At 42.3% G+C, this 24173-nt stretch carries 22 protein-coding genes; 17 read left to right on the top strand and 5 right to left on the bottom strand.

Annotation, left to right across the window (positions count from 1 at the left end):
• Positions 1-65: 65 nt before the first annotated feature.
• The 14 genes from B3143_RS11005 to B3143_RS10940 all read left to right on the top strand — a co-directional run bounded on the left by B3143_RS11005 (position 66) and on the right by B3143_RS10940 (position 16930).
• On the top strand, positions 66-758 hold the full coding sequence (locus B3143_RS11005) for a hypothetical protein (RefSeq protein WP_286740541.1): 693 nt from the start codon (positions 66-68) through the stop codon (positions 756-758).
• Between the two features lie 98 nt (positions 759-856).
• The gene (locus tag B3143_RS11000) at positions 857-4882 is read left to right on the top strand and encodes a tape measure protein (protein ID WP_286740540.1); all 4026 of its coding nucleotides are present in this window, start codon (positions 857-859) and stop codon (positions 4880-4882) included.
• 55 nt (positions 4883-4937) lie between these two features.
• Positions 4938-5207 carry a hypothetical protein gene (locus B3143_RS10995; protein WP_286740539.1) on the top strand — a complete coding sequence of 90 codons (270 nt, stop codon included), beginning with the start codon at positions 4938-4940 and terminating at the stop codon, positions 5205-5207.
• Between the two features lie 58 nt (positions 5208-5265).
• The gene (locus B3143_RS10990; RefSeq protein ID WP_286740538.1) at positions 5266-5763 is read left to right on the top strand and encodes a hypothetical protein; all 498 of its coding nucleotides are present in this window, start codon (positions 5266-5268) and stop codon (positions 5761-5763) included.
• On the top strand, positions 5760-6101 hold the full coding sequence (locus B3143_RS10985; RefSeq protein ID WP_286740536.1) for a phage tail protein: 342 nt from the start codon (positions 5760-5762) through the stop codon (positions 6099-6101). Before B3143_RS10990 ends, B3143_RS10985 begins: the two co-directional genes overlap by 4 nt.
• A 51-nt stretch (positions 6102-6152) precedes the next feature.
• A complete protein-coding gene (locus B3143_RS10980) occupies positions 6153-7112 on the top strand; it encodes a phage tail protein (protein WP_286740534.1) in 960 nt (319 codons plus the stop codon).
• On the top strand, positions 7096-7893 hold the full coding sequence (locus tag B3143_RS10975; protein WP_286740533.1) for a phage minor tail protein L: 798 nt from the start codon (positions 7096-7098) through the stop codon (positions 7891-7893). The genes B3143_RS10980 and B3143_RS10975 overlap by 17 nt, the downstream gene beginning before the upstream one ends.
• A complete protein-coding gene (locus B3143_RS10970) occupies positions 7893-8651 on the top strand; it encodes a C40 family peptidase (RefSeq protein ID WP_286740621.1) in 759 nt (252 codons plus the stop codon). The genes B3143_RS10975 and B3143_RS10970 overlap by 1 nt, the downstream gene beginning before the upstream one ends.
• The gene (locus B3143_RS10965) at positions 8641-8931 is read left to right on the top strand and encodes a hypothetical protein (protein WP_286740531.1); all 291 of its coding nucleotides are present in this window, start codon (positions 8641-8643) and stop codon (positions 8929-8931) included. Before B3143_RS10970 ends, B3143_RS10965 begins: the two co-directional genes overlap by 11 nt.
• 33 nt (positions 8932-8964) lie before the next feature.
• Positions 8965-9540, top strand: coding sequence for a tail assembly protein (locus B3143_RS10960; protein WP_286740529.1), 576 nt, complete (start codon positions 8965-8967; stop codon positions 9538-9540).
• Positions 9541-9594: 54 nt separating this feature from the next.
• Entirely contained in the window at positions 9595-15327 is a 5733-nt protein-coding gene (gpJ, locus tag B3143_RS10955; RefSeq protein WP_286740528.1) for a TipJ family phage tail tip protein, read from the top strand.
• The gene (locus B3143_RS10950) at positions 15324-15863 is read left to right on the top strand and encodes a DUF4376 domain-containing protein (RefSeq protein WP_286740527.1); all 540 of its coding nucleotides are present in this window, start codon (positions 15324-15326) and stop codon (positions 15861-15863) included. Before gpJ ends, B3143_RS10950 begins: the two co-directional genes overlap by 4 nt.
• Positions 15864-15905: 42 nt before the next feature.
• Complete coding sequence (locus tag B3143_RS10945; RefSeq protein ID WP_034702970.1) at positions 15906-16187, top strand: phage holin family protein; 282 nt, start codon at positions 15906-15908, stop codon at positions 16185-16187.
• Positions 16184-16930: an N-acetylmuramoyl-L-alanine amidase gene (locus B3143_RS10940; RefSeq protein WP_286740525.1), complete on the top strand. Its 747-nt coding sequence runs from the start codon at positions 16184-16186 to the stop codon at positions 16928-16930. Before B3143_RS10945 ends, B3143_RS10940 begins: the two co-directional genes overlap by 4 nt.
• A 97-nt stretch (positions 16931-17027) precedes the next feature.
• On the opposite strand, the gene B3143_RS10935 is transcribed toward B3143_RS10940, so the two are convergent.
• On the bottom strand, positions 17028-18014 hold the full coding sequence (locus B3143_RS10935; RefSeq protein ID WP_286740524.1) for a site-specific integrase: 987 nt from the start codon (positions 18012-18014) through the stop codon (positions 17028-17030).
• A gap of 256 nt (positions 18015-18270) precedes the next feature.
• Positions 18271-18444 (bottom strand): hypothetical protein, encoded by a 174-nt coding sequence (locus B3143_RS10930; RefSeq protein ID WP_004784318.1) that lies wholly within the window; start codon positions 18442-18444, stop codon positions 18271-18273.
• A gap of 205 nt (positions 18445-18649) precedes the next feature.
• Between B3143_RS10930 and B3143_RS10925 the strand changes: the two genes are divergently transcribed.
• Entirely contained in the window at positions 18650-19303 is a 654-nt protein-coding gene (locus B3143_RS10925; protein ID WP_004784317.1) for a hypothetical protein, read from the top strand.
• Positions 19304-19923: 620 nt separating this feature from the next.
• Positions 19924-20148, top strand: coding sequence for a hypothetical protein (locus B3143_RS10920; RefSeq protein WP_004784316.1), 225 nt, complete (start codon positions 19924-19926; stop codon positions 20146-20148).
• A gap of 265 nt (positions 20149-20413) precedes the next feature.
• Here the strand turns inward: B3143_RS10920 and B3143_RS10915 are convergent, their stop codons facing one another.
• The 3 genes from B3143_RS10915 to B3143_RS10905 form a co-directional block, all read right to left on the bottom strand.
• Positions 20414-20764 carry a hypothetical protein gene (locus B3143_RS10915; RefSeq protein WP_004784314.1) on the bottom strand — a complete coding sequence of 117 codons (351 nt, stop codon included), beginning with the start codon at positions 20762-20764 and terminating at the stop codon, positions 20414-20416.
• Positions 20765-20970: 206 nt separating this feature from the next.
• Entirely contained in the window at positions 20971-21624 is a 654-nt protein-coding gene (locus B3143_RS10910; protein WP_004784311.1) for a hypothetical protein, read from the bottom strand.
• Positions 21625-21711: 87 nt separating this feature from the next.
• On the bottom strand, positions 21712-22410 hold the full coding sequence (locus B3143_RS10905) for a DUF3820 family protein (RefSeq protein WP_004784309.1): 699 nt from the start codon (positions 22408-22410) through the stop codon (positions 21712-21714).
• 345 nt (positions 22411-22755) lie between these two features.
• On the opposite strand from B3143_RS10905, the gene B3143_RS10900 reads away from it, so the two are divergent.
• Complete coding sequence (locus tag B3143_RS10900; RefSeq protein ID WP_004784307.1) at positions 22756-23985, top strand: alpha/beta hydrolase; 1230 nt, start codon at positions 22756-22758, stop codon at positions 23983-23985.
• Positions 23986-24173: the final 188 nt, after the last annotated feature.

The following is a 24173-nucleotide window of genomic DNA, read 5'->3' as shown; positions in this document are numbered from 1 at the left end:
TCGGAGTGGTTTTTTTGTGCTGGAATTAGTATCTTACCCTGAACAATAAATATTTGGGGTGAGAAGTGGAGCGAAAAATAATAGGGGAGTTGTTTGGAGTTACTATTCATGCGCCCATATTGCGACAAGAAGTAAGAGATGCCGTAAAAAAGCAATTGGAATTTAAGTCTATCTTGCAGCTAGAGCAGGGATTAACCGAAGAACAAGCCTTTCTGGAGGTTGCTGATATTTTTGAGCCTTTCTATTGCGGCCTTTCAGAGAGTGAGAGAATTGCCTTTGAAAAAATCCATAAAGAGGAGATGCATGCGGCACCCCTAGAGTGGTTTAAAGGCGTAGGCTTTAGTGAGGAGTTGGATAATTCAGCCTTTCTCGATACCGGAATAGCAGGAGAGTTATATGGAGTTCAGGTGGTATACCCTTTTACAAGAGGAAATCTAAGAGATATTGTGCAAGCAAGAAGCGAGGCAATGAAGCTTATGTCGAGCGCAAATAATATTAGCTTGTATCAAGCATCTAATGACCTGAGTGATGAGCAGGAGCAATTTATAAAGCGGTTCAATTCTGAAGATCAAGAACGGTTTTTGACAATACTAACAGAAGAAATGGTTGCTCACACAAACGCCTTAAATGATGAAACTAATAGGATTAATCAACAAAACCTAGAGGAAGAAATCGCAAATAACAATCTCACAAGTACTATGGCAGGGATAATCGTATTTTGCTGTCTCATGTTTCTTTTTTTTGTAGTTTTTCGATAAAGATTAGATGAATTAAAACCCGCTCCGGCGGGTTTTTTAATACCAAAAATTTTTAGCTCGCATCTCGCGGGCTTTTTTATTGCCCGCAGGAAAGTGAAATGGCTCAAGAATCTGTATTAAGAATCGTAATTGACTCAAGAAATGCTGAAAGAAATGCGCGTGCGGTTGCCAGCGAGCTGGAAAATCTAACCAAAAAAGGCGATCAAGCAGATGCGCAAATGAATGCCATGTCCGCCTCCATCAAAAGCCTTGTTGGCTATATGGGGGGGATTCTAACCATTAATAAAGCCATTGCTATGGCTGATGGCTATACGCAAATGGCTGCACGTATTCGTAACGCAACTTCTAGTGCAGAAGAATATGCGTTGGTGCAGGAGCGTGTACTTGCTACAGCAAACACCACCTACCGTCAATTAGGTGAGGCACAGGAAGTCTACTTGAGTATGGCTGGCGGCATGAAATCGCTTGGCTACCAGACCACTCAGACACTGGATTTGGTTGATTCACTTTCTTTTAGTTTTACCCATAACGCAACACGCGTAGATCAAGCACAGTCAGCAATGGATGCATTAAGCAAATCCATGGCAAAAGGCAAGATCGATGGTGATGCATGGATTTCGATTGTTACCGGTGCAGACAACATCATTGCCGATATGGCAAAAACTACCGGTAAGTCAGAAGCTGAAATTCGAAAATTAGGCGCTGAAGGTAAAGCATCTTTAAGCGACTTGATTAAGACGCTGATTGCCACTCGTGATGAAAATGAAAAACTTGCCAATAGCATGGAAAACAGTCTGGCAGATGGTTTTACCAAGTTATCCAATGAAGTGACCGTCTACCTAGGAAAAGCCAATGAAGCCACAAGCGCGACTGGCATGTTGGCAGGTGGATTAAGTAGTCTGGCTGAAAATCTGGACGCTGTAGCCAATACTGGTGCGGTACTAGGGATTGGTTACATCACTTCAGCACTATTAACCAAAGGGGCAGCGGTTAAGGCTAGTCTAGTGTTAAGCGCTCAGCGTCAGCTGGCTGATCAGGCTGAGGCAGCTTCACAAGCCCGCCTTGCGGCACTAGAAGTACAGCGAACCCGTCAAGTTACAGCTTTGGCAGCACAAGAAATCCACCTTGCGCGTCAAGAATTAAACTCAGCCACCACTCGGCAGGCACGAGCAGCTGCAACCATGCGCCTCACTCAAGCTGAAATTGCGCACAGTATTGCTACCAAGGAATCAACAGCAGCAGTTATAGCAAACACAACTGCACAAAATGCGCTGAATTCAAGCCGTAGAATTGGCGCAACTATGCTTGGTCTGGTTGGTGGCCCGATAGGAGCTATCACACTGGGTGTGACTGCGCTGGCTGCTGGCTACGCTTACATGAGCTACCGCACATCGGAAGCCAATGCAAAGCTTGAGGAGCAAGGAAAAGTTGCAGAAAAAACGAGTGCTGAGCTTCAGAAACTTACTGGCAATGACAAAAAGAATGCTGTTTCAGATTTAACAGCAGCTTTTAGCGCGCAAAATGAAACTTTGGCGAAATCTAAAGAAGCTGTAGACGCTGTTCTATTTTCTATCCGCGCATCAGCTGTTGAAAATGAAAAAGCCCGAAAGGTCGCCGAAGATGCTCGAAATGGACTAATTAGCTATAACGATGCTATTCGCATGCTTAATGAAATGGAGATCCGGCCAGATCTTTACGACATGCTAAAGAAGCAAGCCAAGGAATATGATGTAAATTCTACAAAGGCCGGAAACTCTCAAAAGGCATTAAAATCACTAGGAATCGAGGTTAAGTTATCGGGAAATTCATTTCAAAATGCTGTCAATCAGATTGATAAACACAGTGAGGCACTCGATAAGAACAAAACTGCTGCTCAAAAGGCTGCTGAAGGTTTAGAGGCTGTAAAAAAGTCCTTATTTGACCGTGAATATGAGGCTTATCTAACCAAAGCCCTGCTTGCTAAGGGTTACTCTGAAGATCAAGTGCGAGTGATGATTGATACTGCCAACTTTGCGCGTAAAGAAGGCATTCAGCTCACCAATGAGATGTATCAGGCAGCGCTAAAAGTCGCAGGCATAGAGGAGCAAAACAAGAAGGTTATTGATTCCCGTAATGCTGCGGAACGCGAGCGCACCAAGGAGCTTGAGAAACAGCAGAAGGTTTTAACTGCAAGCTCAAAAGTTCAAGCCAATGCAGCCAAGTATAACTTTGCCGGTCTTGAATCCAAGTACGGACTGCCAAGTGGCACATTATCAGCTATTCATGCGATTGAAACTGGTAATACTGGTAAATCCAATCAGGTGAATAAACAGACTGGTGCCACTGGTGGCTTTCAGTTTCTTGCCGGTACAGCTAAGCAATACGGTGTAAAAGACCGTACAGATTTAGCTCAATCTGCCGAAGGTGCTGCAAAGTACATGTCATATCTCTTAAAACTCTTTAAAGGGGATTTAGAGAAGGCTGTACGTGCTTATCATGCTGGCGAAGGGAATGTCCAGAAGGGTAAGAATATTGGCAAGTACAATAATGATTACTGGCAAAAATTCAAAGGCTATACCGCTGGAGTAAATGGATTTACAGCTGGCGATGTAGGCTCTAAAGAATGGGAAAAACTGCTTGAAGAGGCTGCCAAAATGGCAGAGCAGCAAGCAGAGCTTCGCAAAAACCTAGAGCTGAATGTTGCTAGTGAAGTAACTCGTATTCGCTCAAAACTAGCGGATGATTTGCAGGAGATCGACAAGGCCGGCTATTCACCTGAACGCGCCAAAGAACTCAGGGCTGAATACCAAGCTCGCGCTGATAATGAGATTGCAATTGCTGAATACGCTTTAAAAACCAAGCTTGATGATTACGGTGCATTCAAAAAGACTGAATCTCAATTACTGGAAGATAGTTTTAATGAGCGGAAATTCTATGCTGCACGCGATTTAGAGCTAACCAAGGATCAGCGTGATAAAGCAGTTGCCTTGCTTGATGAGCAGTTGAAGCAGGAGCAGGCTTTGTTGATGCTGGCTCAAGAGACTCGCTTATTTCAGTTACGTGAAGCTCTTATGTCCGAAACCGCAGCTATGCAAGAGCGGTATCGCTTGGAGCGTGAGCAGATTCTTCTAAACTCAAAGTTAAGCCAAGAGCAAAAACTGCGTGAAATTGCCTTAAGTAAAGCCTTGCAAGAAGAAGAAAATCGTAGACGTTTAAATAATGCAGTTCAGCAATGGGGTAGCATCCAAGCTGAAATGAACGGCACTGGTGATCAATATCGCTTAGAGCAAGAGCGATTTAGTCGATATGACGCATCTCAGGACGTGTTTGATGCACAAATGAGTCAGGTAGATCAGGCTGCTCAAGATCCTAACGCTAATATTCAAGAGATTGCAGCTCAGCGTGAAGCGATTTGGCAGGCGCATCACGACCGGATGACAGCTATTGAATCCGATTATCAGGCTTCGTCTTATAGTCTTCAACTTGGTTATGGTCAACAAGTAACAGGCGCGCTTTCAGGAATGTTCGGTGCGATGCTAGGTGAGTCATCATCCGCATATCGTGCTTTATATACGGCACAGCAATCATTTGCTCTTGCTCAGGCAGGCATGAACGTCTGGAAGTCTGCATCAGATGCTTATGCAAATGAACCGGGTACGGTGTGGCAAAAGATTGGTGCCGCAGCAAAAGCAACACTGGATCAAGGTACATTTGTAGCAATGATTCAAGCAGCCACCCCCAAAGGCTTCGCCAACGGTGGCTACACAGGCCACGGTGGTAAATACGAGCCAGCAGGCGTCGTCCATAAAGGTGAAGGTGTTTTAACTCAAGAAGAAATCAAGGCTATAGGCGGTCCGCAAGGCTTTGAGGATTTGCGAAAGTCGATTCGTCGAGGTTACTCGGCAGGTGGGCTGGTTGCAGATACTCACCGTGTTGGTATGGGTGCTGTGAGTGCGATTAATTCGGGTGGGGGTAATAGCTCTAGCTCTGGCGGGGATGTTTATTACACGCAAACCATTCATATTGCGTCTGATGGATCTGCAACCAGTGAATCTGATGCAAAGCAATTAGGGAAAATGATGGAAAATATGACTCTGGCTGTGATTCGCAGAGAGCAACGGCAGGGGGGATTGTTGGCGAAGTAGATTATTCCACCAATTTCAAGTACAAAAAGAACTCCTACTTTTAAGGAGTTTTATTTTGACTGAAAGAAATGGCTACTATGCCGAACAAAATGTAAATGCTATGGCGCATGCTATTCAAGAGTTTAAACCTAATATTTATGATGGGTTTGAATTCTTTGGAGAGTGTATTGGGAAAAAACCTAGCTGGAAGCGGGTGGGTGAAGAGGTTGAGTTTTCTATCGATGGGCATGCATTCCAAGTGCACACTCATGACATAAACCTCGATCCAATTAGAGATGTATTGCAAAAGATATTTTACGAAACTTATTTTAAATATCAAATTTAATTCATTTAGATAAAACAAAACCTCGCTATATGCGGGGTTTTGTTTTATGGGAGACATCATGAAAGCTATTCAATTTAAAAAAACAGACTGCCCTGTATCTGGCATGAGTGACAAAGAAGTCATGAGAGAATTCGGTGGAATCTTTGAATTCGAGGGTCGCGGGTATGGCGAAAGAATTACCACCTTCAAGCCTGCAAACGGACAGGAAAAATTAGTTCGGCTGGGCGACTGGATCCTAGAAATTGATGGTGTGATTGTTGTACTCAATAACGAAGAATATCAGCTTCTTCAATCCGAACAAAAACTAAAAGAAATCAAAGATCGAATCGATGGTGAAGTAAAGCAGCATCAGCACCGTGTTCGAGTGGGTATCGTTAAGCCACAGGCTGAACCATCTAAAGACCTTGGCCAAATGATCAGTGATTCAATTAAGTCTGCAATCAAGAAAGATCAGCAACGAGGCGGATTACTTGCCGGCAACAAGTTTTCAGAAGGTGGCTTCACAAAAGATACGCGACCAATTATTTCAATAAATATTGAATGGCCGAAGTTATGAGCAACCAAAAATTTACATGGTGCAATGACCTAGATGGAAACTCCCAAACTTCAAGCTTTAAAGTCCTTCAGTCCAGTTTTGGCGATGGGTATACACAGCGAACCAGCGTCGGGATTAACAACCGGTCATCCACATGGGCATATAAGAAAACTGGCAAAAAGGCTTTGATACAAGAGATCAAGGCCTTTTTTGATGCACATAAAGGTGCTGATTCATTCCTTTGGGATTCACCTTTGGATGGCGAGGTTCGTGTCGTAGCAGGGGATTATATGCCAGTCAGTTTGGGCGGTAGCATCTGGTCCATCTCCACTACATTCACCCAAGACTTTAAACCTTAACTTCAATCAACTTTATGCCCTCAATCGAGGGCTTTTTTGTGGGCGTAAATTATGGCTAAGCAAACAATTAATCCAGGCACAGCACCAACTGGCGCAGGTGGTGACACGTTCCGTTCAGGTTCGGCGAAACTTCAGGCGAATGATGATGAAATCTACAGTCAGTTGGGCGCAACAGCTCAAGGAGTATTGCCTGCTGCACTTCCAGTAAATAAGGGCGGAACAGGTGCAACGACAGCCGCAGCGGCGCGTGCAGCTTTAGGTCTAGGTGAGGCAGCAACTAGAAATACTGGGACAGCCACTGGAAATGTGATGGAGGTAGGGGCGTTTGGGTTGGGTAAGGAAGTGGTTTCAATTCCGATGCCAGCGGATAGCAATTTATTGGGCTGTGGTTTCTATTATTTCGGTGAAAGTAATCCACCCTCAGAATCTTCTTGGTTGCAAGTGTCTAAGAATATGTTTGTAATACGTGCTAGGTATTCAAATATTCCAAAAGGTTTTGAAATAGGAAACAAACCATATAGTAATGAATTTTATCTTAGATCAAGTTCAGTACCACTGGATGCGAAACTTTGGAATCCACCAGTAGCTATAAGACATACAGGGAATACCGTTACAGATGCAAATGGCTTTATTAAGAATGCTTCGCCAATCGTTCAGCTTTTCGCAGACAAAATAGAGCTAAATGATGAAGCACGACAGCAGAATATTGAGTTTGAAAAATTAGGTGTAGGTGATTATTTAGTCAAGGGTAGCAGTGGCTTTGCGCAAGAGGGCTGGTATATCGAAACCCCTAAAGATGCTAATGGCAATCTGCTAGTCGCAGTTGTTTATGAGCAACTTGCAAATGGCGATATTAGCGTTAAGACCTTTGATTACATGCTTAACAATAAAGGGCGTATTGTGGCTGACATTGAAGCGCCTTTGGATATTACCGAAAACCGTTGGATTGACTTGCGTTTGCAAGAGTTGCCACAACCTGAAATTGAGGTGACTGATGACCCTGAACAGTGACTTTCAGAAGCTCTATGTTGATGGTCTGATTACGCTATTTGAACTGGATGCTCGCGCTTTAGGTGCGGGCATTTTGCGTTTTCATGGTCATATTTCTTATGAAGATTGGGTGCGCATTTATACATCCATCGGCTCAAGTGAATTAATCGGCGCAGATACAGGCTCAATTGGTAAAGTCTATGATTTGAGCAATGAAAAGACATGGTATCGCAACATCATCTGGCAAGGTCAGACTTTCGAGCCGATGGCGCTTGAGGTATCTGGTTTAGAGATGCGTTCCGATGGCAAAGCCTCTGCACCCACATTTAGCATGGCAAACAATATTGGCGGCATTCAGGGCGCTGTATCAGCTTACTGTTTACAGTTTGGTGATTTTGCAGGTGCAAAGCTCAAGGTCATTACCACACTAGCCAAGTATTTAGATGCTGAAAACTTTGGTGATGGCAACTCCTCTGCATCAAATGAAGCCAAAGAGCAGCTTTGGTATATCGAGCAAAAGACCTCAGAAAATGCCCAAGCAGTCACTTTTGAGTTATCAAACCCGATTGATTTTGAAGGTTTAAAAATACCGGTTCGACAGATTTCCAGTTATTGCCATTGGTGCGCAATGGGCGATTATCGTGGCGAAGAATGTCAGTATACAGGCGCGGCAATGTTTACCGATAAAGACGAGCCAACAGACAATCCTGCACTAGATCGCTGCTCTGGCCGACTGTCTTCATGTCGTATTCGCAACAATGAAATCCGCTTTGGCGGCTTTCCGGCGTCGAGTTTAATGTGATGAAACTAACCGCAAAACTTAAAAAAGCAATCCAGGCGCATGCTGCTGAAGTTTATCCAGGCGAGTGTTGCGGTGTGATTGTAAGTAAAGAATACATCCCATGTCGCAATATTTCAGACAACAAAGATCAGTTTGAAATTCATCACGAGGATTTAGCCAAAGCTGAAGATCTGGGCGAAATTCAGGCTTATGTGCATTCACATCCAAATGCTTCAGCACGTGCATCTGAAATTGATTTAATTCAGATTGAGTTACATGAAAAGCCCTGGGTCATCTGTGCTTATCCTGATATTGAGTTTCAAGTGTATGAGCCATGCGGATATAAAGCGCCTTTAGTCGGCCGCAACTATATTCACGGCATTCAAGACTGTTATGCCATTGTTCGTGATTTTTATCAGCGCGAGCTTGGCATTAAGCTAATCGATTTTGAACGTCATGATCGGTGGTGGGAGTCTAAAGAGAATAAATCTCTGTATCTGGATGGCTTTGGTGAAGCGGGTTTTATTGAAGTCGATCAGCCGCAATATGGGGATGTGCTGTTATGCCGAGTCGGACGTACCGAGCATGTCAATCATGCGGTGATTTGGTTAGGCGATCAGACCGAATTGAAGTCCGAGCAAACAGAATCATGTGTCGGCTCATCAATCATTTTACATCATCCGTATGGCCGTAAATCTGTACGTGAAATCTTTGGTCCACAGTGGCAGGAGCGAGTTGCAAAGGTGGTTCGGCATAGGGAGTTAAAGTATGAACTTTAAAGGGCTGCGTCAAAGAATTCACGAAAAGCAGAAAGAACTGAATGATCTACTTAACGCTTTAAATGAGCAACTTGCTTTAGAGCAGGGAGATTACAGTGGGTTATCAATACCTCACGATGCAACACATTACCGAGTTGTGAATTGTAAAGTGGAATATATTAGGAAATGTCCTTATCGAGACGATTGGGATATTTGGCTAGATTCAACCAACAGCTGGCTTGGAACCTTCTGGAAGAGAGTAGAAGTAGGAAAAGATGTAAAGCTATTAATCGCCAAATAAGGCGGTTTTTTATTGCATGGAGAAAAGTGAATCATGCTTAAAACAATTAAGTTATACGGCATCCTAGCCAAGAAGTTTGGTAAAGAATTTCACCTGGCTGTCGATAATACCCGCGAAGCCATGCGTGCTTTATGTGTGCAAGTGCCGGGCTTTGAAAACTTTATGCTACATGCACATGAACAAGGCTTGGAGTTTGCTGTATTCCAGGATAAGCAGAACATCTCAGAAACTGAACTCGACATGAGCACCAGTGCCAAAGTGATCAAGGTGGTACCTAAAGTTAAAGGTGCAGGCGGTGCTTTTCAAACCATTATTGGTGCTGTATTGGTAGTGGTGGGTGCTGTGATGGTTTTTACTGGCGTTGGTGCACCTATTGGTACAGCATTGATAGGTGCTGGTATTGGCATGATGGTTGGTGGTATTGCCATGATGCTTATGCCCAAGATTGAAAATCAGGATCAAAACCAAGATGGCAACAAGGCCAATAAAGGCTTTGGTGGTGCAGTTACAACAGTAGCACAGGGCAATCCGGTGCCAGTACTTTACGGTCAGCGTGAAGTCGGTGGCTTCATTGCAAGCGCAGGACAGTATCCAGAAGATTTAATGTAAATAACCAGAATATACAGGCGCAATAAGCGCCTTTTTTATTGTCTAGGGAAAAGTATGAACGCAGTAATTAAAGGCGCAAAAGCAGGGCAAGGCAAATCAAGAAAGCCAGTGATTGCGCCAGACTCAGCTCAGTCTATCACTCGCGCCAAAATTAAATATGGCTTGTCTGAAGGTGAAGTTGAAGGTCTAGCCAATGGCTTGCAATCAGTCTATCTGGATGATACACCTTTGCAAAACCCGGCTGGTGGCTGGAACTTCGAGAGAGTTCAGGCTGATTTCCGATACGGCACCAATGATCAGACTCATATCGAAGGCTTTCCGGATATTTCTTCTGAGAGTGCAGTGGGCGTTGAGTTGAAATCCGACTCCCCTTGGGTTCGAGCTATCTCCAATACCGACCTTGATGCTGTGTCAATTCGTTTTAGATGGGGGCCGTTACGCCAACAGAATGCTGAAAATGGTGATGTAAAAGGCATTGTGATTCAGTATGCGATTGATTTGCAGACTGATGGCGGCACATGGACTGAGGTTTTAAATACTCAGATTGCTGACAAAACATCGAATGATTATAAGCGTCAACATACTATTCAACTACCCCAAGCAGATACTGGCTGGACGATCCGTGTCCGCAGAATCACACCGAACTCAACATCAGAATATATCAGTGACAAGATGTACGTTGATGCACTGACTGAAGTGATTGATCTCAAGCTCAGCTATCCAAATACAGCTTTGCTTGGCCTTCAATATGATGCCGAAACCTTTTCTAATGTGGCAAAAGTCGCGGTTGATTTAAAAGGTATCAAGCTTCAGGTTCCATCAAATTACGATCCAGTGGCACGTACTTATGCAGGCATGTGGGATGGTACATTTAAACGCGCTTATACCAATAACCCAGCGTGGATTTATTACGACATTTGCACTTCAAAACGCTATGCATTAGGCGACCGCTTAACGTCTGCAATGCTGGATAAATGGTCTTTATATCGCCTTGCACAGTATTGCGACCAAATGGTGGATGATGGCAAAGGCGGAAAAGAGCCACGTTTTACTTGTAATGTATATCTGCAATCAACTGAAGATGCTTATGTAATTTTAAGTAAACTCGCTGGCGTATTCCGTGCGATCTCCTATTGGGATGGCAATTCCATTGTTTGTGATGCTGATATTCCACAGGACACTTATTTTACTTACACACGCGCCAATGTGATTGATGGTCTGTTTGAGTACACAGGCACACGTGCGCGTGATCGACACACTGTTGCAAAAGTGGCTTGGGATAACCCCGCAAATCACTACAAGACCGAATATGTCTATGTGCGTGATGAAGCAGCTATTGCAAAGCTCGGTGTACGTATTGCTGAAATTGATGCATGGGGCTGCACATCAGAAGGGCAGGCACAGCGTGCTGGATTGTGGGCTTTAAAATCCGAGCAGCTAGAAACTCGCACCGTTTCTTTTAAAGTTGGTTTGGATGGTTATATTCCACAGCCGGGCCGTGTCATTGAAATCGCAGATGAATTATTTGCTGGCCGGGCTAATGGTGGGCGTATCTCTAAAGTTTCTGCAAACTTGCGCACCATTACTTTAGATCGTGATGATGTGGTGTGTCGTGCAGGCGATCGGCTTGTTGTAAATGGTGAAGATGGCAAGGCTCAGGCTCGTATCGTATCATCCGTCAGTGGTCGTAATATTACAGTGACTATGGCTTTTGATTCGGCGGCTGCTGAAAATGTCTGGGCAGTTGATGCGCAAGATTTGAAAACCATGAAGTTTCGCGTCATGAGTATTACTCAGGATGATAAACATCAGTTTTCAATTACAGGTCTGCAATATGAGTCAGCCAAATATGATGCAATCGATTTTGGCGCTTTTATTGATGAGCGTCCGATTTCCATCATCAATCCGACTATTCAGGTGCCAGTAGAGTCTGTATCAATCTCATCTGAAAGCATGGTGCAGCAGGGCTTATCTATTGAAACTATGGTTATCTCATGGCCACAGGCACAAGGTGCAACCAAGTACCAGGTGGAATGGCGAAAGGATGATGGTTCATGGATTAAATTACCAATTACAGGTAGTAATTCGGTAGAAGTGCAGGGCATTTATTCTGGAAACTATGAAGCCCGTGTGACAGCAATTTCTGCTTTTGACGTTGCTTCCTTGCCAACTTATTCCATGTTGACAGCATTATCAGGCAAGCAGGGCTTACCGCCAGCTTTAGCAAATATATCCGCAACAGGAATTCTATTTGGGTATCGCCTGAACTGGAATTTTCCTGCGGTTGGCGCACTTGATACCGCTTATACGGAAATTGAAATCTCAAGCACATCAAACGGTGCTAATGCCGCACAGCTTGGTTTATTTGCTTATCCAACAGATACGCACGAAATTCAGGGAATGCAGCCAAATTTAACACGCTGGTTCCGTGGTCGCCTGATTGACCGAATTGGTAATATTGGTCCATGGTCTGAGCGTGTAAGTGCGACTACATCTGCGGATGCGTCCGCTGTACTCGATATTTTGTCGGGGAAAATTACAGAGCTTCAACTGCACCAAGACTTGCAAACCAAGATCGATAAGATCGATACGATTGCAGGGCTTGATGGTGATGTCGGCAATTTGATTGACAATATTACCGCAGTTCAAACTAACGTTGATCAACTTAATGACGCATTTTCAGTGGAGAGACAGGAGCGAATTGAATCAATTGAAAATCTGAGTGATGGTCTATCGCAAGAAGTCGCAGACCGCCAAGCAGCAATCAATCAAGAAATAACGAATCGCAATACAGCTATTAGTGCTGAAACCAGCGCTAGAAATGCTGCAATTCTGCAAGAAGCCAATGCAAGAGCAACTGCAATTTCTACCGAGAAAACTGAACGAGTCTCTGCTGATAACAGCCTGAGCAGTCGCATTGATACAGTGAGTGCGAGTGCTGGAAATAACGCAGCAGCGATTCAGCAAGAAGCGACAGCAAGAGCAAGCGCAGATTCTGCGATAAGTAATAGAATTGATTCAGTCTTAGCTGAGGTAGATGAAAACACTGCTGCAATTAATCAGGAAGCAATTGCGCGTGCTGATGCCGATTCTGCAAATGCATCACTAATTGAAACAGTACGTGCTGAATCGAATCAGAGTAATCAAGACCTTCGAGCCCTGGTTGTTGATGAAAGTAATGCTCGAGTTGATGCTGATAGAATATTGGCCGAGCGCATCACTGGTGTTGAAGTCATCACAAATCCAGATATGATCGGCTCTACTGATGATTTAATTGGTAGTGAATCTGGAAATGCGGGGGTATGGTCGATTCTGTCTGCAGTGCAAGAAGGTGATTTATTTCAAGCGCAGCGCACAGATCTATTGACTGTATCAGTAAATAATAATGCTGCAAATATTTTAACTGAACAGACAGCTCGTGTAGGTGCTGATGATGCATTGTCTGAACGCATTGATTCATTAAATGTTGAATTTAGCGGAAATACAGCATCAATTAATCAAAAGTTGCAATCACTTGCAGATGCTGATCAAGCTTTAGCTAGTGATATTTCTGGTATGAATGCGCGTGTTGGTGCTAATGAAGCGAATATTATTTCTGAATCACAAGCGCGTTCGACTGGTGATGCTGCTAATGCACAAGCATTAATAGATTATCGATCTATAAATGATACAGCTTTAGCGAATGTGCGTCAGACTGCTGAAAGTGCAGTGACTGCAACTTCAGCGAATACGCAAGCAGTGCAAGCCTTAGATAGTCGTGTGACAGTTGCCGAAGGCAATGCAAATACCGCAAAAACCAATGCAGCTACCGCATTAACCAAAGCTGAAACCGCAACGACTCAGGCTGGATCGGCAGCAAGTCTAGCCAGTCAGGCGAGTGCAATTGCAAATCAGGCAGCCGATACAGCAGACACAGCAAATCAAACCGCTGCAACTGCGCTGTCTACTGCGAATGTTGCCGCAACACAATCGGGTGCGAACGCAACACGACTTGATGCGATTACTCTGGAGCTGGGTGATAAGGCTAGTACAGGTGCTTTGTCTCAAACCGATGCAAAAGTGGCTGAACATGAGGGAAAAATCAGCGCCAATACAACCAAAATTGATGGTGTATACGCACAAGTCAATCCAAAGTTAATTGGCTCAACTGAAGACCTGATTGGCTCAGCCGAAGGCTTTGCAGGTACATGGACTTTGCAATCAGCAATGATTGAAAATGATATGGCTTTGAGTCAGCGCATCGATACCACAATTGCACAGATTGGAGATAATACAGCGCTTATTCAGGCTGAAGCTATTGCTAGAGCTAATGCAGATTCCGCATTGGGGCAGCGAGTTGATACCTTGCAGGCTCAGGTGGGTAGCGACCTACAGCAAAACTTGGCAACCATTCGCTCAGAAATGAGAGTTTTAGCTGATGCAGATTCCGCCTTATCGTCACGAGTTGACACAGTTCAATCAGCCACTGCTACAGCTCAAACTACTGCTGACCAAGCTATTTTAGATGCGCAATCTAAATCAGCAGCAGCGGAGGCGGCAGCAAAAACTTATGCAGAAGCGAAGGCAAAAGCCGAAGCAGATGCAGCAAAAGCAGCGGCTTCAAATGATGCAACCGCTAAAGCTAATGCAGCTGAATCAGCAGCAAAAGCAGCAGCAGCACTAGATGCCAAAAATAAAGCGGATGCAGCAGAAGCGGCAGCCAAGGCTGTAGCCAACGCAGCCCAGGCTACAGCAAATGATGCACTTGGTAAGGCCAATACTGCGACGCAAAACATCGCGACAGTGCAAAACCAAGTCAATACCTTAACTACACAGCAAGGGGCTACAGCAACACAAGTTGGCACCATTCAAACTACTGTAGGTCAAAACACCGCATCAATTCAGGAGGTATCTCAATCAGTCAATGGCTTGTATGCCCAGAAGTACATCAAGTTGGATGTGAATGGCAAGGTGGCAGGTTGGGGCGGGGCGAACGATGGCAAGGAATCGAATTTCATTATGAACTTTGATTCTTTCGCGATTGGTTCAGGGAATAGCACCGGTTACTACCCATTCATTTTCCGCAGCACACCTTACATCGACCCAAACACAGGCACAGTCTTTCCGGTGGGTGCTTACTTGAAAACTGCGTTTATGGATTATGCATCTGTAGATACAGCTCACATTAAGCAATTGGCTGTGAAGTCTGCGCAGATTGATGATCTAGCAGTAACGCGAGGTAAGATTGCAGATTTGGCGGTTAATACCTTAAAAATCCAAGATGAAGCTGTAACCGTTCCAGTGGGGGTAACTAATACAACAGTTCATTCTTATAACGGCACCCACGAAACTACCGACGAGACCTCAATACAAACATGGGCAGACGGTTTTGGTCAACTTATAGCGGTTAGCATGAATAGGGCTGGTGGTAAATGTCGGGTAGATGGGTCAATAACGCTTGAGCCATGTGGGATTTACGCGGAGCAAGGAGGAACCGTAAATAGCAATATATTTAGTTATTGTAATTTAATCTTAATCCTCTATAGAAACAATTTGGAAATAAAAAGGTTTTACTTTCCCGCCAACAAATCAGGCACAACGTCAAATTCATACTTAGATTTCGGCGGTATTTATAATATTGTTGCCTACATCGATGGACCCATGTCTGGTTTATGTACCTACTCAATTAAAGCTGCGTTTGGCAGGATACCATCCGCTCCAGCCGGGGTAATGGCAAAAAAAGCCAGCACGTCACCAATCCCAACTTTTAGAGAAAAAAATCTAAGTATTTTGGAGCTTAAAAAATGACCACAATCATCTCGAGATCTGGTGAGCCACTTTTTACGATTCAAGCTAGTGATGAGATCGTGATACTAAATACTCCGGTAGATTGTCTTGCGGTTGAAGACCCTCCTGAGCCAAATATGTACTACAAGGATGGCTGGGTGGCAATGCCTGCTCAACCATCCCCGTACCACATATTTAATTACGATCTAAAGGATTGGATTGATCCGCGCACCCTAGACGAAATCAAGGCTCAGAAATGGGCTGAGATTAAATCTGGGCGCGATCTACTTGAATTTGGAGGCTTTGAGTTTGAAGGCAGTGCTTATGATTCAGATCAAGTTTCACAAAGCCGGATCATGGGCGCAGCGGTTGCGGGTGTGGATCAGACGTGGACTCTAGCAGATAACAGCACGGTTGATTTAAGCGCATCACAACTACAGCAACTCTATGCAGCATTGCAAGCTCACATTGCAAGCGTTCACGAAAGAGGGCGTATTGCAAGACAGTTAATCTTTGAAGCTGAAACCAGAGAACAGGTTGAAGCAATTAATTTATAGCACCTTCGGGTGCTTTTTTAATGTCAAAAAATAGGGGGAATCATGCAAGAGCATGAAAAAACATTTTGGATGCTTGTCGTGATCGGGGCTGTCATCGGCCTGTCCAAACTTCTTGTATCTGAGGAAAGACTAACTGTTCGACTTGTTTTGGGTCGGACTATTTTGGGATCAGCTTCATCCGTTTTGGCTGGTGGGGTTTTATTACAAATTCCCGATATTCACCCCCTGGCTTTGATTGCAATTGCATCAGCTCTGGGAATTCTTGGAAGTACATTTATCGAAAACTGGCTTAAAAATAAGGCTGCGAATTGGAGTGTCAAATGAAATTAATTGAACAAAGTGCCTGGAAGTATCTTTCTGTGAAGCTCCCAATTTTGGGAGCTTTTTTATTGCTTGTCGTTATTCCAGCATTGCAATGGGCGATGGACTTTAAAGTGATCCCTGTTGAGTACCATGCATTTATCACAGGGTCGGTCATGGTGTTTTTATCCTGGCTTGGCAAGAAGATTTATCAACCAAAACTGCATCAACATCTTGGCCTCGCCACCATTACAGCCGGTCATAGCAATACTGACCCAGGTGCAGTAAACGGCAAAATTAAAGAAGCGGATTTGGTGACTAACTTCCGAAATGCAGTGACTCATTATTTGCGTGAGGCAGGGCTTCAAGTCAAAACGGATGGCACTGGCACCAAGAACGACCCATTGTCTGCTGCGGTAAAATTAATTCAAGGCTCAAGTGTGGCAGTCGAATTCCACATGAATGCTGCAACATCAAAACAGGCAAATGGTGTGGAAACGATTGCCCTGCCAAAAGACAAGAAACTTGCACAAGACTTATCTAAAGCTGTAGCAGATGCTCTTGGCAGTCGATTACGCGGTGACAACGGTTGGATTGATCAGTCTAAATCAGTACGTGGCCGTTTAGCGTACGTGAATGCTGGCGGCTTGATTGTAGAGCTTGGTTTTATTTCCAATGAAGACGAACTCGCTAGATTCAATGCGCGTTACTGGCTGGCCGCTAAAGCTGTGGCCAAAGTATTGATCGATTATGAAAGTCGTAATTAAGGCTTTATTGCTGTGCATCCTCTTATCGGGCTGCACAGCCCATTCAATTACGACGAATGTGAATGTAGGGATATGTGTGAAGGCTCTTTAAAGGGCCTTAATCCAGTCTATTCGCAATCTCTGATGCAGTTGCATTGTAATAAATCATCAGGCTTCTTAAATCCTTATGTCCAATCATCCGCGCCAAATCCAATACTTCCAATTTCTGAGCAAGCCTTGTGCATGCTTCATGTCTTGAGTCGTGAAAGTGCAAATCTTCAATTTCGCACTTATCCCGCAACTTCCTCCAAAGTGTATCAAAACTAGAGTCTTTCACCGTAAAAACCTGATGACTACCAACACCTTTCATAAGCTCAAGCAGTTCGACAGCACGCTTTGATAAAGGTACATGTCGTTTGGTGCCATTCTTGGTTTCATTCAAAGTCACATATCTATTCTTTAAATAAACCCGGTCCCAAGTCAGGCCGCGGATCTCACCAGCACGCATTGCAGTTTCAATCGCCAACAGGAAAGCAATCATAATTTGCTGTGTAGAATTCTCAGGTGCCCGATCATCAAACTCAGCAGCCAGACAAAGCCTATAAATCTCATCCTCTGATATACGTCTATCCCGATGTGCTGGCGGTGGTGGCATCTTTAAATCACTCATAGGTGAATCATAAACCCACTTCCATTCCGTGCGTGCAACAGTGAATAGGGCAGATAGAATATTACCTTCACGTCGTACCGATGCTGGCTTGACTGTTTTTAATCTGGTATCGCGCCACACCACAAAATCATCAGTCGTAATTTTGGCAATATGCTTTTTTGCAATCTTTGGGAAGTTTCTTTGGAATGCCCGAAATCTTTTGATCTCTGCATCACAGCCTTTGTGCTTTGGACACACTTCTTCTATGTATCTATCAATTGCACAATTTAATGTATAATCAGGAAGCTTTCCGCGTGATAACTCTCTTAATTCAGTTTCACGTTTTGATGCCCATGCGCGAGCCTGAGTCTTAGTATCGAATGTCGCACTTTCCCGAGTACCATTCACACTAATCTCAACTCGCCAAGCATCACCCCTTTGTCGAAAGGTGGCCATAATTTTTCCTTTAAAATGTTGTGGCGTAAATTTGGCGTAATCAATATAGAATGAATAATAGGGAATAATAAGGAAACATTAAACTATTGAATTAATGAGCCACACTTAAACCTATAAAAATAAAGAAAAAATAAGGAAAACTAAGGAATAGTAAGAAAACCGCAAATTTCGGAAAGTGCCCGCTGAGCGCACCATCATTTTATTAGTTCACTTACCTCATTAGACTAAAAAAACAATTCCAGATTTATAAAATAAATTATGGATTCTCTTCCTCTTCATCCTGATGTTTTTGACGTATTTGATCTCTTTTCACCTGAGGGTCTTGATCTACGCCTAACTGACCGCGTTGAATCTCTCGATCTTGTTTCTCTTGTGGGTCTAACTCTTCTTCTGGAAACTCTTCATTCAGTTCTTCATCTGGTTTAGCCATCGGGAATTACCTCTTGGAAATATAGGTAGTAATGTTTGTAGAAGATGCTCTTGGACCTCTTATTCTATAAAAGTGGGTGAATTACATTGTTGTATTTATAGTTTGTTTAATCTCATAAATTGTTGTTTCTATAAATAGATGTGCTGAGTAGTTTTTCTATCAAAAAATTAGTATCTTATGCTCACAATAAAAATGAGATATAGATATGAAAAAATTATTATTCATTGGGTTAATGATTGGGGCTTCTTCAGTTGCTGAAGCGAATACACCTTTAGCTATTCAATATGGTAATCCTGCTCCAAAAGATAAAGCCGTTATTACGACTACACCTTATTATGCTCAAGAAAACCTAATAAGTCAGTACTTTTTAGCTTTTGGTTACGCCGGTTCAAAAATAGGGTCAGACAGCTTTTTGGGTACTGAATCATTCGATGGGCTGTTTATTAATGGTGAATATCAATCCCATCCGACGACCAGCTTATGGGCCGAATACAAATTTCAAAGCTCAGATATTGATTACAATCAAGTTACAATTGGGGTAAAAAATAAATTTCTGGAAAATGATCAGTTTTATTCAGCAATTTCTATAGGTCTGGGAATGAGCTGGGTAGATGAAAGTGAAACGGATGCAGATCTTGGTCGAGTCGATCTGGAATTGGATTATTTTACAATTCCTGTTGCCTTGGAAGTCGGTTATAAAATTGCTCCTGAAGCAGATTTATTTGGATCTTTTGGTTATCAATGGATGTTTAACCGTGATGCCAAGATTTGTATGAATGGCGCATGTGTCTCTGGCAAGAGTGATGATCTGGATTTGAATGGGGTTACTTATCAATTTGGTTTTCGCTATTACTTTTAGTGGCTAATCAATGGCCTTAATAGCGAACTCTTTTACTTAAGACTTAAAATTGTATCTAGCTAAAATTATTCATTTTTCACATAAATAAAGAATATTTTTATTAAAATTTAAATAGATAGGATATAGAGATTGAAAAGAATAGAGTTGTTTGTAGTGCTCTATTGATCCAGCCAAAATATTCTAATCTGCTTTTGAAAAAGCACAATTTAAATATTGTATAAGTCTTCTTTTAGAAGTGTAAAAGTGTATTGTAGGTAAAAAAAATCCTGCTATATTGAACTCATGGTAGGTCATAAAATGAAACGACGCTACCAATAAGTTGGACGGATCAATGACAGTTAGTTGAGCTCGAACTTAGGTTCAGGCAATAAATCTAGCACTAGCCATCCAACACAGAGCCCGCAGCGATGCGGGCTTTTTAATGCAAAATTTTAAGCGAGAGTTATTAATAATTTCGACTCTTTTATTTGTATAGCACATTCTTCATTAGCGACTATATATAGTCGATAAAAGGTGCTCGCTAAAAAATCTTACATATTCGTTTGAAAGCCTTTCAAATAACTATGTTATAAGAATTCAGACAAGCAAATTTAATAATGCCAATAAAGGGAGGTATGACGATGACAGAAGGTTTAATTGAAGTGCAAGTCAAAAACCAGTATGGCAAAACCCTGAATGTAAAAGCATTACTACGTGCCGGTGCTCATCATAGTGATCCGTCCCAGCATTTGGAACAGCAAGTCGAATATATTGTAGTGGATGATGAAATTATCAGACCAACAATTGAACTGTTATTTGCCAGTGAGCAGACCGACTGCATCTATCGTGTTCTGGATGCTAAATAAGGATCCGGGATTCATTAAGCTGCTTTATGACGTTTAAAGAAAGATATAGCTCATCCAATGATGAGCTTGATTTCGATATCTTAGTTCACTTCTTTATCAAATTGTTTGATGCAGAATAAAAACTGATAAATTTAATTCAAAGAGATTGGATAAATTCCTATCATTTCTCAGTTTTATCATTTTTTTATATAAAATAATATCAAACTATCTATATAGATGATCTAAATTAATTTCTTCGAAAATGCGCTCTAAGAAAAGCATTATTTCAGAAAACTTTTAATGTGACATTTACATCATAACGACCAAATTCTTCCAGAATCTGCTGAAGTGTTTGTTGTCCCAATGCATCTGCAGCTGCAATTTGTACTTCCTGATTGGTCTTGCTGTCAAAGCATTCAATCGTCTGAATCAGCCATTGATGTTCATAGGCAGTTTTCTCAATCAGTATGCGACGCGGTTGCAGCGCATCACTGATCTGGCGAGGCAAGACATACGTGATCGCCAACTGAATATGTTCTAGTTCATCGGCAGCACTGACAAAAGTAATGACCCAGTTTCCCACCTTGCTCAGTTGCATGGGATTATCAAAGGTATCGAATTCAAGATAGTGTTGCATAAGCGTGGGAAGAATAAAAAGTAATACATTCTATATGGCTTTAAATCCTTAATATAGCTATGCATCTATAGTCGAAAGTAAATGAATACAACTACTTTTCAATGAATTAAAATTATATTTTTCAATTAATTAAGAAAAATTCTTGGCTGGATTTATTCATCTTTAAACTTAAGATAGACTTAAAAAGACTGAATCTATGAAGAGTTTTAAGCCTGAGCACGCAGCATGGATAAAGCATGGCTAATTTGCTTGAACAGTTGGTTTAACTCTTGTGAAGGCATGCGGCTTTCCTGGAGAAGTGTCAACCATTGCACCTGACAGACTTTTAAGGCATTGATATCTGGTGCCTGAGCAATATTTTGAATGTGTTGTTTGGCCAATAAGCCACAGTATTTTTTTAAACTTTCCAGCATCAAGCTGCGTACCTGTTCTTGGTTGAGTGCTATATAGGTAATGTCAGCAGGTACGTCAGGCACGTGGGTCGTGGTAACTAATGTCGTAGTAATCGGCGCTTCAAGATCGGCAGATGGGGCAGGACTGGTGATTGAAGTCTGAATATTTGATTCAGGAAAGTGTGGAAATGAGGCTTTTACTGAGTTATTAGCAGGTGCTGAAGTTTGTGCTGACTCTGTACCGACTGCTGCATTTGAAGTCTCTAACTCTTGTACTTCAATCAGTCCTATATCACATAATTGTTGCAGCAAATCATGTGGTGCAATACGCGCTTTAAACTGAGGTGTGAGTAAATCAAAATCCTCAGTGCCAATTAAAACCAAAAGACGTCTTTGACGTGCATTAAGCTCGACATTGCGATGTTGAAGAACATGTAGACCCTTTGCAGTTTTTGAATAGCGCATCATACCTGAATGCCTTATATACAGAGTTCAAGTAGATGCTAATATTAGAAAATTACACTAATATGAAGAGGCTGTTAAATTTACTTAAAATTAAAGTGTTGTAATTGCAATATTTTCTAAAGCCTTACGCAGATAAGGATCGAGATCCTCTTGACGAAGCAGCCATTGCACATAGTCAGCAGGCAGTTCAGCAATCGCAGTACCACGGTGCTTACCAAAATTGATGGTCCGTGGAATACGCGCATCTTCAGATGCCTCATAGAGTTCTTCAATACTGCTGATTTTCAGGTGATGCACAATATGCATCAGAATATTTGCTGTCAAAATGATATCCATATCGGCGCGATGAGCTTTACGGATCATTTCTCGGGCGCGTTCACTGCCTTTGGTAATCATATAGATTAATGCAGAGATATTATGTGCTTCTGCCTCTGGCCAAACTCGGCGGGCGAGGGCAAGGGTACAAACTGCTTTAATATTCGATGAATCGACGCCACATTTTTCTAAGGCACGAATATCATAATCAATATTATGGCCAATGATATAAGTAGTTTCTTGCGGGAGTTCAAAGCTGCTGTAGTGCGGTTGTCCTTCCAGATCAGACTGCAGAATATGATGTACGGCCATTGCAGCAAAGGAAATTGGTTCGTCGCATGAATAAAGTTGATCAAACAAGCGACTTTTATCCAGACTGATTTTATGATCTATGATCTCTACAGGCGCATAGGCAATTTCAATGGGTTGACCATTCAAGGTATGGGTTTCAGTATCGAGAATGATAGCCTGCATGACGGAAATATGCCTGAAAAAAGTGGATATCAAAATCTAACATTATTATTTCAATCCTGACAATTGAAATGCCGGATTTTAACTTTAATTGCAGACTTTTTGACTGATACAGAACATTTGTAATCTACACTTATAAATAAAAGTTTTCAAAGTTTCTGTAAATATTTCCATAACTTAAATTTATCATGTCGGAATGGTCATAAATTAAATCGCTATTTATTAGAAAAATAACAAAATAATCTCTTGCCATTAATAGAATAACTTGGGAAATTAATCTATAGTTTTATCATTTGATAAAACTATAAAAAATCATAAGAGACAATAATTAAGACAAGGATAAGATCGATGAAACGTCATGTATTGACTGGTTCTCTACTCGCCCTAAGCGTAGCTTTAACTGCTTGTAATGATAGCGATGATGATGGTAATTTTGAGTCCAAACCCGCTATTCCGGTAAATAATATTGCCAATCCGGTTGTAGCAACGCCTGTGGCTTATACCGAAACGGACCTGACAGCTGTTGCCGATGAAAGCGTGGTTATGACTTATAAGATGTTAGGTATCAATAATAACGAAACCCAAGCGACGGCACTGCTTTTCACTCCAAAAGGAACACGTCCTGCGAAAGGTTGGCCGATAGTTGCATGGGCACATGGTACGACCGGTGTGGCTGATCAGTGTGCACCAAGTAAAAATCAGCTTAATAATGACATCACGAATATGATTACTGGTCTCCTTAAGGCTGGATACATTGTCGTTGCACCTGATTATGAAGGCTTAGGAGAGCCGAGTGGTACAGAACTTCATCCTTTCCTTAATCTTAAGAGTGAAGCCTATTCAATTACCGATGCTGTAGTCGCAGCAAAAGACTATTTAGGTTCGGATGCCTCTAATCAATGGATGGCTGTCGGTCATTCTCAAGGTGGTCAAGCGGCTTTAGGCGCTGCACAATATGCGGTACGTGCTTCTCAAATGACTTATAAAGGTACGGTGGCTTTAGCACCTGCTTCTAATTTTAGTTTGATTTTGGCAGGTGGTGAGGCTCAAGCTGGACAGGAAACAAATCTGAATAAAAAAATTGAAACTTTAGCCTCTTTAGATACTTTTACTGCACTGATCGCCGCGGGATTGCGTAATCCGAATCCAAATCTGCAATATAGTCAGGTCTTTAAAACACCAACAGATGAGATTGCCAAGAATGCTGAAACAGACTGTTATGATGTATTAGGCAATAAATTCGGTATGGCAATGGGAGCTTATGCCCAAACCAATGGAAATCTAGAAGGATATTCGCGTACTCAAGCTAATTTTATGAGTATTCCAGTAGTGAAGAATTTCCTGGATAAAGACTCTCAGCCTTTACAAGTTAAAGTGTCTACACCTGTGATTATTTATCAGGGAGAGGCGGATCCCACTGTTCCAAAGGCTGCAACAGATGTTTTGGTTAGCTTGGCGAATCAGAAACAAACCTCGGTACAATATATTACGGACGGTTCATGGGATCATGGTAGCGTCTATGCACTGAATATTGCTAATATTATTTCAGATGTAAAATCTCTAATGCCAATTCAATAACTTATTTTTATCTCTATAGCTCATGTTTTTTAAGCATGAGCTATTTTTATTGCAAACTGAATAAAGTTCATGATCGAAATTGGCAAAGTTCATGTTACAATACGCGCCAATCTTAGCACGGCTTAAAAGCCCTAATTTAATAGGACCTCGCTAATGTTTGCCAATATCTCTATTGCTGAATTTGATCC

The organism is Acinetobacter sp. UBA1496 (genome assembly GCF_002324975.1).
Lineage (GTDB): Bacteria > Pseudomonadota > Gammaproteobacteria > Pseudomonadales > Moraxellaceae > Acinetobacter > Acinetobacter variabilis.
The sequence above is the reverse complement of the archived record's forward strand: the minus strand, read 5'-3'. Positions and strand labels throughout refer to the sequence as shown.

Coding starts and splice junctions, on each gene's coding strand:
- B3143_RS11000 (WP_286740540.1), top strand. CDS start 857: ATGGCTCAAGAATCTGTATTAAGAATCGTAATTGACTCAAGAAATGCT.
- B3143_RS10990 (WP_286740538.1), top strand. CDS start 5,266: ATGAAAGCTATTCAATTTAAAAAAACAGACTGCCCTGTATCTGGCATG.
- B3143_RS10985 (WP_286740536.1), top strand. CDS start 5,760: ATGAGCAACCAAAAATTTACATGGTGCAATGACCTAGATGGAAACTCC.
- B3143_RS10980 (WP_286740534.1), top strand. CDS start 6,153: ATGGCTAAGCAAACAATTAATCCAGGCACAGCACCAACTGGCGCAGGT.
- B3143_RS10975 (WP_286740533.1), top strand. CDS start 7,096: ATGACCCTGAACAGTGACTTTCAGAAGCTCTATGTTGATGGTCTGATT.
- B3143_RS10970 (WP_286740621.1), top strand. CDS start 7,893: ATGAAACTAACCGCAAAACTTAAAAAAGCAATCCAGGCGCATGCTGCT.
- B3143_RS10965 (WP_286740531.1), top strand. CDS start 8,641: ATGAACTTTAAAGGGCTGCGTCAAAGAATTCACGAAAAGCAGAAAGAA.
- B3143_RS10960 (WP_286740529.1), top strand. CDS start 8,965: ATGCTTAAAACAATTAAGTTATACGGCATCCTAGCCAAGAAGTTTGGT.
- gpJ (WP_286740528.1), top strand. CDS start 9,595: ATGAACGCAGTAATTAAAGGCGCAAAAGCAGGGCAAGGCAAATCAAGA.
- B3143_RS10950 (WP_286740527.1), top strand. CDS start 15,324: ATGACCACAATCATCTCGAGATCTGGTGAGCCACTTTTTACGATTCAA.
- B3143_RS10945 (WP_034702970.1), top strand. CDS start 15,906: ATGCAAGAGCATGAAAAAACATTTTGGATGCTTGTCGTGATCGGGGCT.
- B3143_RS10940 (WP_286740525.1), top strand. CDS start 16,184: ATGAAATTAATTGAACAAAGTGCCTGGAAGTATCTTTCTGTGAAGCTC.
- B3143_RS10935 (WP_286740524.1), bottom strand. CDS start 18,014: ATGGCCACCTTTCGACAAAGGGGTGATGCTTGGCGAGTTGAGATTAGT.
- B3143_RS10930 (WP_004784318.1), bottom strand. CDS start 18,444: ATGGCTAAACCAGATGAAGAACTGAATGAAGAGTTTCCAGAAGAAGAG.
- B3143_RS10925 (WP_004784317.1), top strand. CDS start 18,650: ATGAAAAAATTATTATTCATTGGGTTAATGATTGGGGCTTCTTCAGTT.
- B3143_RS10920 (WP_004784316.1), top strand. CDS start 19,924: ATGACAGAAGGTTTAATTGAAGTGCAAGTCAAAAACCAGTATGGCAAA.
- B3143_RS10915 (WP_004784314.1), bottom strand. CDS start 20,764: ATGCAACACTATCTTGAATTCGATACCTTTGATAATCCCATGCAACTG.
- B3143_RS10910 (WP_004784311.1), bottom strand. CDS start 21,624: ATGATGCGCTATTCAAAAACTGCAAAGGGTCTACATGTTCTTCAACAT.
- B3143_RS10905 (WP_004784309.1), bottom strand. CDS start 22,410: ATGCAGGCTATCATTCTCGATACTGAAACCCATACCTTGAATGGTCAA.
- B3143_RS10900 (WP_004784307.1), top strand. CDS start 22,756: ATGAAACGTCATGTATTGACTGGTTCTCTACTCGCCCTAAGCGTAGCT.